General features: G+C 72.8%; 10 protein-coding genes. 5 read left to right on the forward strand and 5 right to left on the reverse strand.

Annotated elements, in window-relative coordinates:
* Nucleotides 1–9 precede the first annotated feature (9 nt).
* A complete protein-coding gene (locus tag AC0682_RS12945; RefSeq protein ID WP_478532755.1) occupies nucleotides 10–456 on the reverse strand; it encodes a secondary thiamine-phosphate synthase enzyme YjbQ in 447 nt (148 codons plus the stop codon).
* A gap of 463 nt (nucleotides 457–919) precedes the next feature.
* Between AC0682_RS12945 and AC0682_RS12950 the strand changes: the two genes are divergently transcribed.
* Nucleotides 920–2,017 carry an NAD(P)-binding domain-containing protein gene (locus tag AC0682_RS12950; protein WP_478532756.1) on the forward strand — a complete coding sequence of 366 codons (1,098 nt, stop codon included), beginning with the start codon at nucleotides 920–922 and terminating at the stop codon, nucleotides 2,015–2,017.
* 36 nt (nucleotides 2,018–2,053) lie between these two features.
* Here AC0682_RS12950 and mltG read toward each other — a convergent pair whose 3' ends face one another.
* Both mltG and AC0682_RS12960 read right to left on the reverse strand, forming a co-directional pair.
* Nucleotides 2,054–2,911: an endolytic transglycosylase MltG gene (mltG, locus tag AC0682_RS12955; protein ID WP_478532757.1), complete on the reverse strand. Its 858-nt coding sequence runs from the start codon at nucleotides 2,909–2,911 to the stop codon at nucleotides 2,054–2,056.
* Nucleotides 2,912–3,434: 523 nt separating this feature from the next.
* Nucleotides 3,435–5,261 (reverse strand): ABC transporter ATP-binding protein, encoded by a 1,827-nt coding sequence (locus tag AC0682_RS12960; RefSeq protein WP_478532759.1) that lies wholly within the window; start codon nucleotides 5,259–5,261, stop codon nucleotides 3,435–3,437.
* Nucleotides 5,262–5,368: 107 nt separating this feature from the next.
* Between AC0682_RS12960 and AC0682_RS12965 the strand changes: the two genes are divergently transcribed.
* The 4 genes from AC0682_RS12965 (at nucleotide 5,369) to AC0682_RS12980 (ending at nucleotide 11,761) form a co-directional block, all read left to right on the forward strand.
* A complete protein-coding gene (locus tag AC0682_RS12965; protein WP_478532760.1) occupies nucleotides 5,369–5,914 on the forward strand; it encodes a MarR family winged helix-turn-helix transcriptional regulator in 546 nt (181 codons plus the stop codon).
* Nucleotides 5,915–6,454: 540 nt separating this feature from the next.
* Nucleotides 6,455–7,945, forward strand: coding sequence for a Gfo/Idh/MocA family protein (locus AC0682_RS12970; protein ID WP_478532762.1), 1,491 nt, complete (start codon nucleotides 6,455–6,457; stop codon nucleotides 7,943–7,945).
* 202 nt (nucleotides 7,946–8,147) lie between these two features.
* Nucleotides 8,148–9,983: an ABC transporter transmembrane domain-containing protein gene (locus AC0682_RS12975; protein WP_478532763.1), complete on the forward strand. Its 1,836-nt coding sequence runs from the start codon at nucleotides 8,148–8,150 to the stop codon at nucleotides 9,981–9,983.
* Nucleotides 9,980–11,761 (forward strand): ABC transporter ATP-binding protein, encoded by a 1,782-nt coding sequence (locus AC0682_RS12980; protein ID WP_478532765.1) that lies wholly within the window; start codon nucleotides 9,980–9,982, stop codon nucleotides 11,759–11,761. The genes AC0682_RS12975 and AC0682_RS12980 overlap by 4 nt, the downstream gene beginning before the upstream one ends.
* A 35-nt stretch (nucleotides 11,762–11,796) precedes the next feature.
* Here AC0682_RS12980 and AC0682_RS12985 read toward each other — a convergent pair whose 3' ends face one another.
* Nucleotides 11,797–13,353, reverse strand: a complete 1,557-nt coding sequence (locus AC0682_RS12985; protein WP_478532766.1) for a fused MFS/spermidine synthase — start codon at nucleotides 13,351–13,353, stop codon at nucleotides 11,797–11,799.
* Between the two features lie 478 nt (nucleotides 13,354–13,831).
* Nucleotides 13,832–14,494 carry a DsbA family protein gene (locus AC0682_RS12990; protein ID WP_478532767.1) on the reverse strand — a complete coding sequence of 221 codons (663 nt, stop codon included), beginning with the start codon at nucleotides 14,492–14,494 and terminating at the stop codon, nucleotides 13,832–13,834.
* Nucleotides 14,495–14,502: the final 8 nt, after the last annotated feature.

Below are 14,502 nucleotides of genomic sequence, written 5' to 3' on the forward strand. Positions count from 1 at the left end.
GTCTGCCGCCTACATATCCGCAGCGTCCGCCGTTGCCCCGAGGAACGACAACCGCACCTTCCGGTCCGGGTTGTCCCTGTTCGTGTCCACCAGGCACACCGACTGCCAGGTTCCCAGCTCCAGGCGCCCCCCGATCACCGGGAGCGTGGCGTGGGGCGGGACAAGGGCGGGGAGTACGTGGTCGCGGCCGTGGCCCGGGCTGCCGTGGCGGTGCTGCCAGCGGTCGTCCGCCGGGAGCAGGTGGTGGAGGGCGGCCAGGAGGTCGTCGTCGCTGCCCGCGCCCGTCTCCAGAACGGCGATGCCTGCCGTGGCGTGGGGTACGAAGATGTTGAGGAGGCCGTCGCGGCCGGAGGCCGAGCGGGAGAGGAACTCCTCGCACCGCCGCGTCAGGTCCATGACGGTCTCCGCCGTGCCCGTGGAGATGTTCAGGACCGTGGTGGTAAAGGAATCGGACATGCCTCCATCTTCCCTTCCGGGGCGCGGGATGCCACGTCCGGACCCCGAGACGCTCTCGTCGTCTCCTGAAGGGATGACGGCGCTCAGCACCATGCCCCGCTCTCCTCGCACGGCCGCGTCGCCACGTGGTGCGAGGACGACCGGCTGACCACGGTGGCGCTCGCCCGAGACACCGGGCGGCCGGTGTCCCCGGCGGGCGTCCCGCCGGGGTGATGACGGCGGCGGCCGCCGCACGGATGGCGGCCGCCCGGCATGGCGACGTTTGTCCGAGGACGTGGCCCCGGACCGGGTGAAGGAGAAGGTCGACGGGAACCGTGGACGAGCCGAGGAGCTGGGGCCGACAGTCCGGTCCGGCATCCGGCCCCCCCGCCATCTCGCGCGACTCCTCGCGCGAGGCAGGGCCGCGGTGCTCGGGAAGATCCCGGGCACCCCGCCAGTTAGTAGAAACGTGAACATTCATGGGATGCGCGAGCTGGATGTGGTCGTGATCGGCGCCGGGCAGGCGGGGCTGTCCGCGGCCCACCATCTGGGCCGCGTCGGTCTGGAGCCGGACCGTGACTTCGTCGTCCTGGACCACGCGCCCCGGCCGGGCGGTGCCTGGCAGTTCCGCTGGCCCTCGCTGACGTACGGCAAGGTCCACGGGATGCATGCTCTGCCCGGCATGGAGCTGACCGGCGCGGACCCCGGCCGTCCCTCGTCCGAGGTGATCGGTGAGTACTTCACGGCGTACGAGGACCGCTTCGACCTGCGGGTGCACCGGCCCGTCGAGGTGCGTGCCGTACGCGAGGGAAGCGGGGGGCGGCTGCTCGTGGAGACGTCCGAGGGGGCCTACGCCCCGCGCGCGCTGATCAACGCGACGGGCACCTGGGACCGGCCGTTCTGGCCCCGTTACCCGGGGCAGGAGACATTCCGGGGGCGGCAGCTGCACACGGCGAACTATCCGGGGCCGGAGGAGTTCGCGGGGCTGCGCGTCGTCGTGGTCGGGGGCGGTGCCTCCGGTACGCAGCACCTGATGGAGATCGCGGAGCACGCCGCCGAGACCTTCTGGGTGACCCGGCGCGAACCCGTCTTCCGCGACGGGCCGTTCACCGAGGAGTGGGGGCGGGCCGCCGTGGCGATGGTGGACGAGCGGGTACGCAACGGGCTGCCGCCGCAGAGCGTGGTGAGCGTGACCGGGCTGCCCCTCAACGACGCGGTGCGGCGCGCCCGTGAGCAGGGGGTCCTGGACCGGCTGCCGATGTTCGACCGGATCACGCCGACCGGGGTGGCCTGGGACGACGGCCGCGCGGTGGAGGCGGACACGATCCTCTGGGCGACCGGCTTCCGGCCCGCCGTGGACCACCTGGCCCCGCTGAAGCTGCGCGAGCCGGGCGGGGGCATCCGGGCCGAGAACACCCGCGCCGTCCGGGACGGACGCGTCCACCTCGTCGGGTACGGGCCGTCCGCCAGCACCATCGGCGCCAACCGGGCCGGGCGCGCCGCCGTGCGCTCGGTGCTGCGGCTGCTGGCGGAGACCGGTGGCCCGCGGCGTGCGGAGGAGAGGGCCGGGGCGGCGGTGTGAGGAGGGCCGGGGTGACGGCTGCTTCCGGCGGGGCGATCAGCCCGTGGCCGCTCGGCGGTTGCGGTTGAACTCCTCGACGTTCCTCTGCTGCTCGTCGTAGCTGTCGGTGAAGCGGGTGTCCCCGGGGGCGACCGTGACGAAGTACAGCCAGGGGCCGGGCGTCGGGGTGATGGCGGCGCGCAGGGCCTCCTCCCCCGGGTTGCCGATGGGCGTCGGCGGCAGCCCCTTGCGTACATAGCTGTTGTACGGGCTGTCCAGCTGGGTGTCGGCGGTCGTGGTGTCCAGGGTGGAGCGCTTGAGGGCGTAGTTGATGGTGGAGTCCATCTGCAGCGGCATGTCCTTGAGTATCCGGTTGTAGATGACCCGGGCGACCTTGCCCATGTCGGATGCGGTGTCGGCCTCGGCCTGGACGATGCTGGCGATGGTGGCCGTCTCGTAGACGGTGACGTTGTTGCGCTGGGCTCCGGCGGTGATGTGGTCGGCCCCGAACCGCTTGCGGGCGGTGTCCGCCATGTAGCGCAGGAGACTGGTGGGGGTGGTGGTGGAGTCGATGGGGTACGTGGCCGGGAAGAGGTACCCCTCAGGGTTCCCCTCGGCCTGCTCGGGCAGTTCCAGGTCCACCGTGGCCACGGTCTTGTTCGTGGAGCCGGGCTTCAGGCCGAGCGCCCGGTCGACGGCTTCGTACACCTGTGAGGCGCGCCAGCCCTCCGGGATCACCAGGGTGCTCTGCGGGCGCTCCTGCTTCTTCTCCTTCTCGTCGGAGCCGAGCAGGGAGAGCGGGATCAGCACGGCGGCCGACACGACGAGCAGCGCGGCGACGACCAGGACGATCTTTCCGCGGCGGGTCGGGCGGAGTCTGCGACGGGGACGGGCGTCCGGGGACTCGTTCACCATGCGGGCACGTTAACCCGGTGCGCTCCCCCGGGCCGGTAGCCCGGCTGCGGCGTCGGCTCCGGCGACACGAACGCCGTACCGCACCACCAGAACACACGAACAGGGGATCGGATGTTCGCTGGAACGCGTGATCGTCACCGGATTCGTCGCTCTTCACCCTTCCGGGGCGCGATGATTGCAGAGCGCAGTCACCGGGCTGCAGACCGCTACTGCGCACGTCCCACACATGCATCACGCGCAAGGAGAAAGACCAGATGAACTTCCTGACCAACCTGCTGGCCGGCATCGTCCACTTCGTGGGTTGGCTCGTCTGACCATCGCTCCGCCCGGCGCCGTCGCTCCCCGTCCCACGGGAGCGGCGGCGCCGCTGCGTGTACGGAGCGGTCGTGGGGACCGGTCGTACGGTGTCGACGGCCCGGTAGCCGGGGAGTGCGCCCCCGAGGTGAGCGCTCGAGCGCGGCGATCATGTCGTACGGACCCGAGGGCGGAGATACCCGGGGAGGCGGCTGCCTGTCACACCCCCTCAGGAGGTCGGGATCCGGGCCTGGTGGGAGTCACGACGGACCAGCGCGGCGTAGCGGCCGTCCCGGTGGAGCAGCTCTTCGTGGGTGCCGCGCTCGGCTATGCGCCCGCCGTCCAGGACGACGATCTGGTCCGCGTCGCGGACGGTGGAGAGGCGGTGCGCGATGGTGAGCGTGGTGCGGCCTGCGGAGAGTGCGTCGATCGCTCCCTGCACGGCGTGTTCCGTACGGGTGTCGAGAGCGCTGGTCGCCTCGTCGAGGATCAGCACCGGCGGGTCGCGGAGGATCGTGCGGGCGATGGCGAGGCGCTGCTTCTCGCCACCCGAGAAACGGTAGCCCCGCTCCCCGACAAGGGTGTCGTACCCGTCGGGCAGGGACGCGATGTGGTCGTGGATCTGAGCGGCGCGGGCGGCGGCCTCGATCTCCTCGTCGGTGGCCTCCGGCTTGGCGAAGCGGAGGTTGTCGGCGACGGAGGCGTGGAAGAGGTAGGTCTCCTGGGAGACCACGCCGACCGCGCGGGCCAGCGTGTCGAAGTCCAGGTCGCGGACGTCGACCCCGTCGAGCGTGACCCGGCCTCCGGTGACGTCGTAGAGGCGCGGGACCAGGTAGCTGAGTGTGGACTTGCCGGAGCCGGTGGGGCCGACGACGGCGAGGCTGGTGCCCGCGGGCACGGTCACGTCGATGCCCCGGAGCGTGGGGGCGCCCTTCCCGTCCTGGCGGTCATAGCTGAAGTCGACGCTCTCGAAGGCGATCTCGCCACGGATGCGGGCCGGGCGGACGGGGTTCTCCGGCTCGGTGATGTCCGCCCTGAGGTCCAGGTACTCGAAGATCCGCTGGAAGAGCGCGAGGGAGGTCTGCATCTGCACACCGGTGGAGAGCAGGCTGACGGCCGGGCGGAACAGCCCCTGCTGGAGCGTGACGAAGGCGACCAGCGTGCCCAGGGAGACGGCGGTGGAGCCGGGCTGTGCCGTGAGGCCGGCCACCCAGTAGATGACGGCGGGCATGGCGGCCATGACGATGCCGATGACCGACATCCGCCAGCGGCCCGCCATGCTGGAGCGCACCTCCAGGTCGACCAGGCGCTCGGACTCCTCGGCGAACCCCTTGGTGAGGGAGTCGGAGCGGCCCATCGTGCGGCCGAGGAGGATGCCGCTCACCGAGAGGGACTCGGTCACCGTGGCGGCCATGGCGGCCATCTGCTTCTGGCGCTGGGTGGTGATCCGCTTCCGCTCCCGGCCGACGCGGCGGCTGATCGCGACGAACACCGGCAGCAGGAGCAGCGAGACGACGGTGAGGCGCCAGTCGAGCGCGAGCATGGCGACGACGGTGGCGATGACGGCGGTGAGGTTGGAGACGAGCGAGGTGGCGGTCGAGGTCACCGTCGCCTGCATACCGCCGATGTCGTTGGCGATGCGGGACTGGACCTCGCCCGTGCGGGTCCGGGTGAAGAAGGCGAGCGGCATCCGCTGGAGCCGGGTGTAGACGGCGGTGCGCAGGTCGTGCATGACGCGCTGGCCCACGGTCGTCGAGATCAGGGTCTGCAGGACACCGAAGACGCTGTTCAGCACGGCGGTGAGGATCATGCCGAGCGCGAGCAGCGTCAGCAGTCCCGTGCGTCCCTGGGGGATGGCGGTGTCCAGGATCTCGCGCAGCAGGAACGGGGAGGCGACCGACACCAGGGAGGAGGCGCCGACCAGCAGCCCGACCACGGCGAGCCGGCCGCGGTACGGGTGGAAGAGGCGGAGGATGCGGCGCACCTCACCGGGCGCGCGGTCGGAGACCGGGCGGGCATCGGGTGGGGGCGTCCAGGTGGGTTCGTCGGGTTTCATGGGCTCCTTCGGTGGGGCGTGAGGAACGGCCGGACAGGTCCGACGTTCAGAGCTTAGCTCATTGTTACCTATACTCACAATGAACGAGGTCCTGATATCGTTCGCGTATGGACGCCTCAGATTCCCCGGCCGCCGACGCGCCGGATGCGGCCGGACCGGCAGGCCGGGCCCCCGGCCCCGTACCCCGCCCTGCCCACGCCTCCGAGCGGGACCGGGACCGCGACCCCGACGGCATGCTCGCCGAGCAGCTGCTGCGGCTGACGCGTCGGCTGCACCGCATTCAGAGCCGCCAGCTGGAGCCGATCGGGATCACCCCGGCCCAGTTCCGGCTGCTGCGGACCGTCGCCGGCTACGACGCGGCCCCCCGGATGGCCGATCTCGCCCAGCGCCTGGACGTCGTCCCCCGCGCCGTGACCACGCTGGTCGACGCCCTGGAGACGAGCGGGCGGGTCCGCCGCGCGCCCGATCCGGACAGTCGCCGGGTGGTGCGGATCGAGATCACGGACGAGGGGCGCGCCACGCTGCGTTCCCTGCGCAACGCGCGCCGGGCCGCCGCGGAGGAGATCCTGGCGCCGTTGACCGCCGAGCAGCGCGAGGTGCTCGGTGGGCTGCTCTCCGCCCTGGTCGACGCGATGCCGGAGCGCCACTGCTGAGAGCGGGCGCCGGGGGGACCCGCGCGCGAGCCGTACCCACCGGGTCGGTGCGCGCCGCATCGCCCGGCTCCGCGCGCGGGCCGTACCGAACGCGGAGGGGATGCCGACGGGCGGTTCCGCCACGGTCCAGGAGGCGGCCGAGGCCGACTCCCGTACGTATGACGCCTGTCTCTCGGCCGACCCCAGGTGCGAGATCGGCAGGGCACGGGCCACCGGCCACCCTGCCGGTCCGTCCTGATCGAGGTGGAACGGGCCACCGCCCGACCGCCGGACCGCAGCGCACACGAGGTCCGCGAGGCCCCGAAAAGCCCTGATGGGCACTGCTCCGGAGGCCCCGACTGGTTGAACCAGTCGGGGCTTTCGCCTGCCCCCGAGAAAAGTCCATGGTTTGAGTACGGGAGTCCAATGGGGCTCTCTTGCGCACCGTCGGCCTCACCGTCCAGGGTCCTACCGAGGCCCGGTCCCGGCGCACTCGCGCCCGCAGGGGACCGGGCCCCGCTCGCGCACGTCCAGAACCCCCACATCCCACCTGGAGGCTCGATGAACGACGACGCCCGGCCCGGACGGACACCGGGGGACCTCCCCCCGCGGATTACCGGCGACGAAGTGGACCGGCAGGATCCCAGCCGCCGTTCGGTGCTGTGGACCACGGCGGGCGTGGCCGGTGCGGGACTCGGGCTCAGTTCCCTGGCGGGGGGTTCCGCGGCGGCGGCCGGGAGCGCCGCACCGGAGGCCGCCGAAGCCGTCCGGGCCGTGGAGGCCGTGGCAGCCGTCCCCGCCCGGCAGGGCCGTACGATGACGGACGTCCCCTTCGAGCGGCGCTCGACCGTGCGGGTCGGGATCGTGGGCCTCGGCAACCGGGGCGACAGCATGATCGGCCTCTTCCTCGCGGTGCCGGGTGTGCGGGTCGTGGCGGTCTGCGATCCGGTCCGGGAGAAGGCGGTGAGGGCCGCCGCCAAGGTGACGGCCGCGGGGCAGCCCGCCCCCGCCGTCTACGCCAAGGGCGAGGACGACTACGTCAACCTCTGCCGGCGCGGGGACATCGACTTCGTCTATGTGGCCACCCCCTGGGAGACGCACTTCCCGATGGCCAGGGCGGCGATGCTCAACGGCAAGCACGTCGGCGTGGAGTGCCCGATCGCGATGCGCCTGGAGGAGCTGTGGCAGCTCGTCGACCTCTCCGAGCGCACCCGGCGCCACTGCATGCAGTTGGAGAACTGTTGTTACGGCAAGAACGAGATGCGGGTGCTACGGATGGCGCACGCCGGTCTCTTCGGGGAGTTGCTGCACGGCGCGGGGGCGTACAACCACGATCTCCGGCAGCTGATGTTCGACCCGGACTACTACGAGGGCCCGTGGCGGCGGCTCTGGCACACCCGGCTGCGCGGTGACCTCTACCCCAACCACGGGTTCGGCCCCGTCGCCAACTACATGGACGTCAACCGGGGCGACCGCGCCGTCTCCATCACCAGCGTCGGCACCCCCGCCCTCGGCCTCGCCGCGTACCGGAAGGAGCACATGCCGCCGGGCGACCCGAGCTGGAAGGAGTCGTACATCGGCGCCGACCGGACGATCAGCCTCGTACAGACCGCCAAGGGCCGGGTGATCCGGCTGGAGCACGACGTGTCGTCCCCGCACCCGTACTCCCGGATCAACAGCCTCGGCGGCACCCGGGGGGTCTTCGAGGACTATCCGGAGCGGATCTATCTGGAGCCCACGAACACCGACCACCGGTGGGACGACTTCAAGAAGTACGCCGAGTGGGACCACTGGCTGTGGAAGGAGCACGCCAATCCGCCGGGCGGGCACGGCGGGATGGACTACATCATGGTCTTCCGGCTGATGCAGTGCATGCGGCTCGGCCTGGTCCCCGACTTCGACGTGTACGACGCCGCCGTCTGGACGGCCCCCGTGCCGCTCAGCCACCTCTCCATCAAGGCCAAGGGCGCCCCGCTGCCGATACCGGACTTCACCCGGGGCGCGTGGCAGAAGGCCAGGTCCGGCATGGACTCGGAGCAGCCGGCCGCCTGACACCTCGGGGTCCCGGGCGGCTCGGCCCGGGGCCCCGACGGGCCCGTGCGGGGACGGTGGGGCGGCGACGGAACCGGGCACCCGCGCGGCGGCGGGAGCGCCGCGAAAACCGGTTGCCCCCAGGGGCGGCGGGAGGCGAACCTTGCACGGTTTGGTCATCCCGTATCCGCGCGGTCGCGCGCGTACCGAGCCCTGGGACGTCATGCAGATTCGCGATCTTCCGTATAAGGATCCCGGCGCCCCCGACGTACGGTCGGGCCCACGCTTCCTGTACTGGCTCGGGCGCAATCAGCTCGGCGGACAGCTCAAGGCCCTCGGCTGGGGCCTGCTCCACCAGCTGAGCATCGCCGGGTTCCCGATCGGCGTCGGCCTCGCCGTGCAGGCCGTCGTGGACCGCTCCGGCTCCGGTCTGGCGCTCGCCTGCGGTCTGGTGGGGCTTCTGGGCATCACGATCGGCCTGGGCGACACCATGCTCCACCGGACGGCCGTGACCAACTGGATCACCGCCGCCGCGCGGGTGCAGCAGCTCCTGGCGCGCAAGACCGCCGAGCTGGGCTCGGCCCTGACGCGGCGCGTCGCGGCCGGTGAGGTCGTGGCCGTGTCGACCGGGGACGTGGAGAAGATCGGCTGGTTCGTGGAGGCGCTCTCGCGCTTCGCGGCGGCCGCCACCGCCCTCGTCCTGGTCTGCGTGGGGCTGCTCGTCTACCTGCCGACCCTCGGCGTGCTGGTCGCCGTCGCCATGCCGGTGCTGGCCCTCGCCGTGCTGCCGCTGCTGCCGCCCGCCACCCGGCGCGCCGACGAGCAGCGCGAGAAGGCGGGCAAGGCGACCGAGCTGGCCTCGGACACCGTGGCGGGACTGCGGGTGCTGCGCGGCATCGGCGGCGAGCAGCTGTTCCTCGGCCGCTACCGCCGCGCCTCCCAGGAGGTCCGCCGGGCGGCCGTGCGCTCGGCCCGGATGTGGGCGCTGATCTCGGCGGTGCAGGTGCTGCTGCCGGGCCTCCTGCTGATCTCCCTGATCTGGTACGGGGCGACGCTGGTCCGGGACGGCCGGATCGAGGTGGGCCAACTGGTCACGGTCTACAGTGCGGCCACCCTCATGATTTTCCCCCTTCGCCATTTCGAAGAGATCGCGATGGCCTACTCCTTCTCCCGTCCGTCCGCGCAGCGTGCCGTGCGGGTGCTGTCGCTGCGCCGCAGCGACCTGACGGCCACCGCGTCGGGCGTGCCGTCGGGCGACCTGTACGACCCCGCCACCGGGCTGATGGCCCCTCAGGGGAAGTTCACCGCCGTCGTCTGCGGCGACCCGGACGAGGCGGGACGGCTGGCCGAACGGCTGGGCGGCCACGCCCGGACCGACGACGACCCCGCCGAGCCCGCGGAGAGGGCCCCGTCCGTGCTGCTCGGTGCCGTGGCGCTGGACGAACTCCCGCTGGAGACCGCGCGGACCGCCGTCCTGGTCCAGGACAAGGACCCGGTGCTCCTCTCCGGCACGCTCCGGGAGCTGCTGGACGTCCCCTCCTCCGGCCTGGTCACCGCGGAGGCCGCGCTGGAGGCCGCGCAGTGCGGCGATGTGCTCGCCGCACTCGCCCAGGCCTCCCCCGACAACGACGGCGACCCGATGCGGACCCGGATCACCGAGCGGGGCCGGTCGCTCTCCGGCGGCCAGCGCCAGCGCCTCGCGCTCGCCCGGTCGCTGATCACCGATCCGGAGGCGCTGGTCCTGGACGAGCCGACCTCCGCCGTCGACTCGCACACCGAGGCACGCGTCGCCGCCGGGGTGGCGGCGCTGCGCCGGGGCCGTACGACGGTCGCGTTCGCCTCGTCCCCGCTGCTGCTGGACCTGGCGGACCGGGTCGTCCTCGTCCACGAGGGGTCCGTGGTCGCCGTGGGCACCCACCGCGAACTGCTGCGCACCGAACCGCGCTACCGGGCCGTCGTCACCCGTGAGACCGACGAGGAGATCGCGGCGGACGACGTCACGGTCCCCGCCCTGAACAACGCCATGCAGAACGCCCAGGAAATCGAGGAGAGGGCATGATCGGCGTCGCACCTCCGGCGTACGACCCGGCCGCCCCGGAGTCGGCCACCACCCTTCCCGTCGGCAGCCCCTCGACCGTACGGAGTTACGTACGGCATCTGCTGCGGCGCCACCGCACGGCGTTCGCGCTGCTGATCGGCGCCGACGCGGTGGCGGTCATCGCGTCGATCGCCGGACCGTATCTGCTCGGCGGGCTGGTGGAGGACCTGTCCGCCGGGGTCACCGACCTGCATCTGGAGCGCACGGCCGCGATCTTCGCGCTGGCGCTGGTGATCCAGACGGTGTTCACCCGGTCCATGCGGCTGCGCGGGGCCATGCTGGGCGAGGAGATGCTCGCCGACCTGCGCGAGGACTTCCTCGTGCGGTCGGTGGGGCTGCCGCCGGGTGTCCTGGAGCGGGCCGGGACGGGCGATCTGCTCTCCCGGATCACCACGGACATCGACCGGCTGGCCAACGCGATGCGCGAGGCCGTGCCGCAGCTGGCGATCGGTGTGGTGTGGGCCGGGCTGCTGGTCGGCGCGCTCACCGTGACCGCTCCCCCGCTGGCGCTGGCCGTGATCGTGGCGCTGCCGGTGCTGATCGTCGGCTGCCGCTGGTATTTCCGGCGGGCGCCCTCCGCGTACCGCTCGGAGGCCGCCGGTTACGCGGCCGTCGCCGCGATGCTCGCCGAGACCGTGGACGCCGGGCGGACCGTGGAGGCCCACCGGCTCGGCGCGCGCCGGGTGGCGCTGTCGGACCGGCGCATCACGGAGTGGACGGCGTGGGAGCGGTACACCCTGTTCCTGCGCTCGGTGCTCTTCCCGGTGGTCAACGCCACGTACGTGACGATCCTCGGCGCGGTCCTGCTGCTCGGCGGCTGGTTCGTGATGGAGGGGTGGTTGACGGTCGGGCAGCTGACCACGGGGGCGCTGCTGGCCCAGATGATGGTCGACCCGATCGGGCTGATCCTGCGCTGGTACGACGAACTCCAGGTCGCCCAGGTGTCGTTGGCACGGCTGGTCGGCGTGCGGGACATCGAGCCGGACGCCGGGAGCGCGGAGGTCGGGCCGGACGGCCGGGACGTGCGGGCCGACGAGGTGCGCTTCGGCTACCGGGAGGGCGTGGACGTCCTGCACCGGGTGTCGCTGGACGTGGCGCCGGGCACCCGGCTCGCCCTGGTGGGCCCCTCGGGCGCGGGCAAGTCGACGCTGGGCCGGCTGCTGGCCGGGATCTACGCCCCGCGCACCGGCGAAGTGACGCTCGGTGGGGCCGAGTTGTCGCGGATGACGGCGGAGCGGGTCCGGAAACATGTGGCCCTGGTCAACCAGGAGCACCATGTCTTCGTCGGCTCGCTCCGGGACAACCTGCTGCTGGCCCGGGAGGGCGCGCAGGACGCCGAACTGTGGGCCTCGCTGACCGCGGTGGACGCCGACGGCTGGGCGAAGGGGCTGGACAAGGGGCTGGATACGGAGGTCGGTTCGGGCGGTTTCGCGCTGACTCCGGCGCAGGCGCAGCAGATCGCGCTGGCCCGGCTCGTGCTGGCCGACCCGCACACCCTCGTCCTGGACGAGGCGACCTCGCTCCTCGACCCGCGGGCTGCCCGCCACCTGGAGCGTTCGCTCGCCCGGGTGCTGGAGGGCCGTACGGTGGTGGCCATCGCGCACCGGCTGCACACCGCGCACGACGCGGACGTGATCGCGGTGGTGGAGGACGGCCGGATCAGCGAACTGGGCAGCCATGACGAGCTGGTGGCGGCGGACGGGGCGTACGCGGCGCTGTGGCGGTCCTGGCACGGGTGAGGCCGTCCGGGGCGGAGGCCCCGAAGCGCCGGAGGTCACCGTACGGTCGGTGTGCGGTGGGGCTGGAGGAGTTGGTCGACGGGGGCGTGGTCGTCGGTGAGGACCCGGGCGTCCCCGGTCCAGGCGGTGACGGTGTCGCCCGTGGCGATCCGCCAGTCCGTCTCCCGGGCGTCCAGGGCCTCCTGGACGGCGGGCGCGTCGAAGGGCCGGTCGGAGGCGAGCACCACCATGTTGCCGCCCACGGGCGCGGCGGCCGGGTCCAGGCCGATGTCCTCGGGGGCGCCGATCACGGCGACGTACCGGAACACCCGGGCCAGCGTGGCGACTTCGGCGCGGGCGAACTCCAGCCGGCCGTGGTCGATGAGGTTGACCGCGTACAGCCCGTCGCCCTTGAGCACCCGCCGTACGTCCCGCAACGCCTCCGACGTGGTGAGGTGCCACGGCACGCTGACACCCCCGAAGGCGTCCCCGACGACGAGGTCGCGGCTGTCGGCCTTCAACCGCTTCAGGCCGAGCCGGGCGTCCTCGACGCGGACGTCGATGCCGGTGGAGGCCCCGAGGTTCAGCCGCTCGTGGTCGATACGGACGACCCCGCCGTCGATCTCGGAGACGAGGCTGCGGGTGCCGGGGCGGGTGGCCGCGAGATAGCGGGGGAAGGTGAGGCCGCCGCCCCCGATGTGGTGGGCGGCGAGCGGCTCGCCCGCGGGGAACTCGGTGTCGACGACCGCCGCGATGGCGCGTACGTAACCGAAGCTGAGGTACGTCGGGTCCTCGACGTCCACGTAGGAGTGGCGCAGCCCGTCCAGGACGAGGGTGCGGCCGGTGGCCCGCTCGGGGTCCGCGACGATCCGGGCGCAGTGGTAGCGGGTCTCCGCGTCGCAGCCGCCGGGGGCGAACGCGGTGGCGAGGGAGCCCACGACGACGGTGGCCAGGGCCACGGCCGAGGCCCGGCGCCAGCGGCGGGCCCGCCGGCCGGTGAGGACGGCGCCGATCACCAGCAGGGCGCCGAGGCCGATCAGGATGGAGCTGACGGGCAGCCGCGAGATCAGGACGAAGCCGGTGAGGACCGTGCCGACGATGGCGCCGAAGGTGCCCACGCCGGAGAGCCTCCCCACCACCGTCCCGGTCTCCGCGAGGCTGGTGAGCCGCAGTTTGGTGACGAGCGGGGTCACCGCCGACAGCAGGGCGCCCGGCACCAGCAGGGTCCCCGCCGCGACCAGCAGCAACGCCGGGGCCGCCCACTCCGCGGTGGTGCGGAGCAGGAGCGGGGTGAGCGCGACGACCACGCCCGAGACCCCGAGGGCGGGGGCGATGAGCCGGTGCGGGTCGGTCCGGTCCGCGACCCGCCCGCCCAGCCAGGAGCCCAGGGCGATCGCGGTGAGGGCGATGCCGATGACCAGGGTGCTGGTTTCGAGAGTGAGGCCGAGGTAGGGGGCCAGCAGCCGCAGCGCGACGATCTCGACCACCAGGACGGCGGCCGAGGAGCCGAACACGAGGACCGCCGCGGCGCGTTGGCCCATGCCCCGGTCGCGGGGCGGCCCGTCGGGGGCGGGAGAGTCGTCGGCCACGGGCGGGGAGGACGGTGTGGTCACCGCAGCATCCTCGCATGCGGGCGCCGGAACTCCGGGCGGACGGAGGACGCTTGGACTCCGGCCACGAGGTTGCTGAGGACGCGTGGCCCAGCCTCCGCACGACCCCGCGGTCGGCGGCCGAGGGAGAAGGAGCCCTCCCCCGTGGCCTCCGACCGTCGTCCCGGGCGGTCCACCAACCAGGGTCACGTGTGCGTGCTCACGGCCACCGCCGCGGTGAGCGTCGCGCTCTGGCGCCTCTCCTGCTCGCCGAGGCCGGGTGCCGTGGCGCTACGAGTCGATGGCGCGCAGCGGGATGCCGTTCCTGCGGGGCGCACGGATCCGAGGCCGCGGCCCCTCCGTGGCCGGCCGAGCGGATCCGAGGCCACCGGCAGGGGGCGGGGGATCAGGGCGGGTGGGGCGTCAGCCCCGGGATCCGGCGTCGGACCCCGGGCCGAGCCGCGCCCGCCGCCCCTCGTTCAGGCTGTGGGCGCCGCGGGCGTCAGGTGCGCGCGAGCCTCTTCTCGATGAGCGCGCGGAACTCCTCGTACGAGGCGGGGTTGGGGATCCTGAGCCCGTCGACGAAGAACGTGGGCGTGCCCTGGACCCCCAGGCCCAGGCCGTCGCGCTGGTCGGCCTCGATCCGCTCGGTGGTGGCCGGGTCGTTCAATGCGGCGGTGAACTTCTCCATGTCGAGGCCGAGTCCCTCGGCGTACTCACGGAAGAGGGCCTCCTTGGACTCGGTGGCCTCGCCCCACTGGGCCTGGGTGGCGAAGAGCTTGCCGTACATCTCCTCGAACTTGCCCTGCTGGGCGGCGGCCTCGACCGTACGGGCGGCGAGCTGGGCGTTCTTGTGGCCCGGCATGGGGAAGTAGCGGGCGATGAAGGTGACCCGGTCGCCGTACTCCGCGCGCAGCTTCTCCACGGCGGGGTAGACCGCTCCGCACGCCTCGCACTCGAAGTCCAGGAACTCCACCACCGTCAGCTCGCTCCGCTCGGGCGAGGTGAGCCGGTGGCTGGTCTCCCGTACGGGCTGGGCCTGGGCGGCGGCTTCGACCTCCGCCAGCCCCCGGTCGCGGTCGTCGGGCGCCAGCAGCAGGAAGGAGCCGAGGCCTGCGGCGAAGGCCGCCAGGATCACTGCGGCGACGATCAGATGCTTCTTCATGGGTCGTT

This window comes from Streptomyces sp. NPDC043746 (genome assembly GCF_056436485.1).

Bases quoted from the DNA above. Each gene is read 5' to 3' on its own strand.
- AC0682_RS12960 (WP_478532759.1), bottom strand. From the start codon at position 5,261: ATGAAACCCGACGAACCCACCTGGACGCCCCCACCCGATGCCCGCCCG.
- AC0682_RS12945 (WP_478532755.1), bottom strand. From the start codon at position 456: ATGTCCGATTCCTTTACCACCACGGTCCTGAACATCTCCACGGGCACG.
- AC0682_RS12980 (WP_478532765.1), top strand. From the start codon at position 9,980: ATGATCGGCGTCGCACCTCCGGCGTACGACCCGGCCGCCCCGGAGTCG.
- AC0682_RS12990 (WP_478532767.1), bottom strand. From the start codon at position 14,494: ATGAAGAAGCATCTGATCGTCGCCGCAGTGATCCTGGCGGCCTTCGCC.
- AC0682_RS12965 (WP_478532760.1), top strand. From the start codon at position 5,369: ATGGACGCCTCAGATTCCCCGGCCGCCGACGCGCCGGATGCGGCCGGA.
- AC0682_RS12950 (WP_478532756.1), top strand. From the start codon at position 920: ATGCGCGAGCTGGATGTGGTCGTGATCGGCGCCGGGCAGGCGGGGCTG.
- AC0682_RS12975 (WP_478532763.1), top strand. From the start codon at position 8,148: ATGCAGATTCGCGATCTTCCGTATAAGGATCCCGGCGCCCCCGACGTA.
- mltG (WP_478532757.1), bottom strand. From the start codon at position 2,911: ATGGTGAACGAGTCCCCGGACGCCCGTCCCCGTCGCAGACTCCGCCCG.
- AC0682_RS12970 (WP_478532762.1), top strand. From the start codon at position 6,455: ATGAACGACGACGCCCGGCCCGGACGGACACCGGGGGACCTCCCCCCG.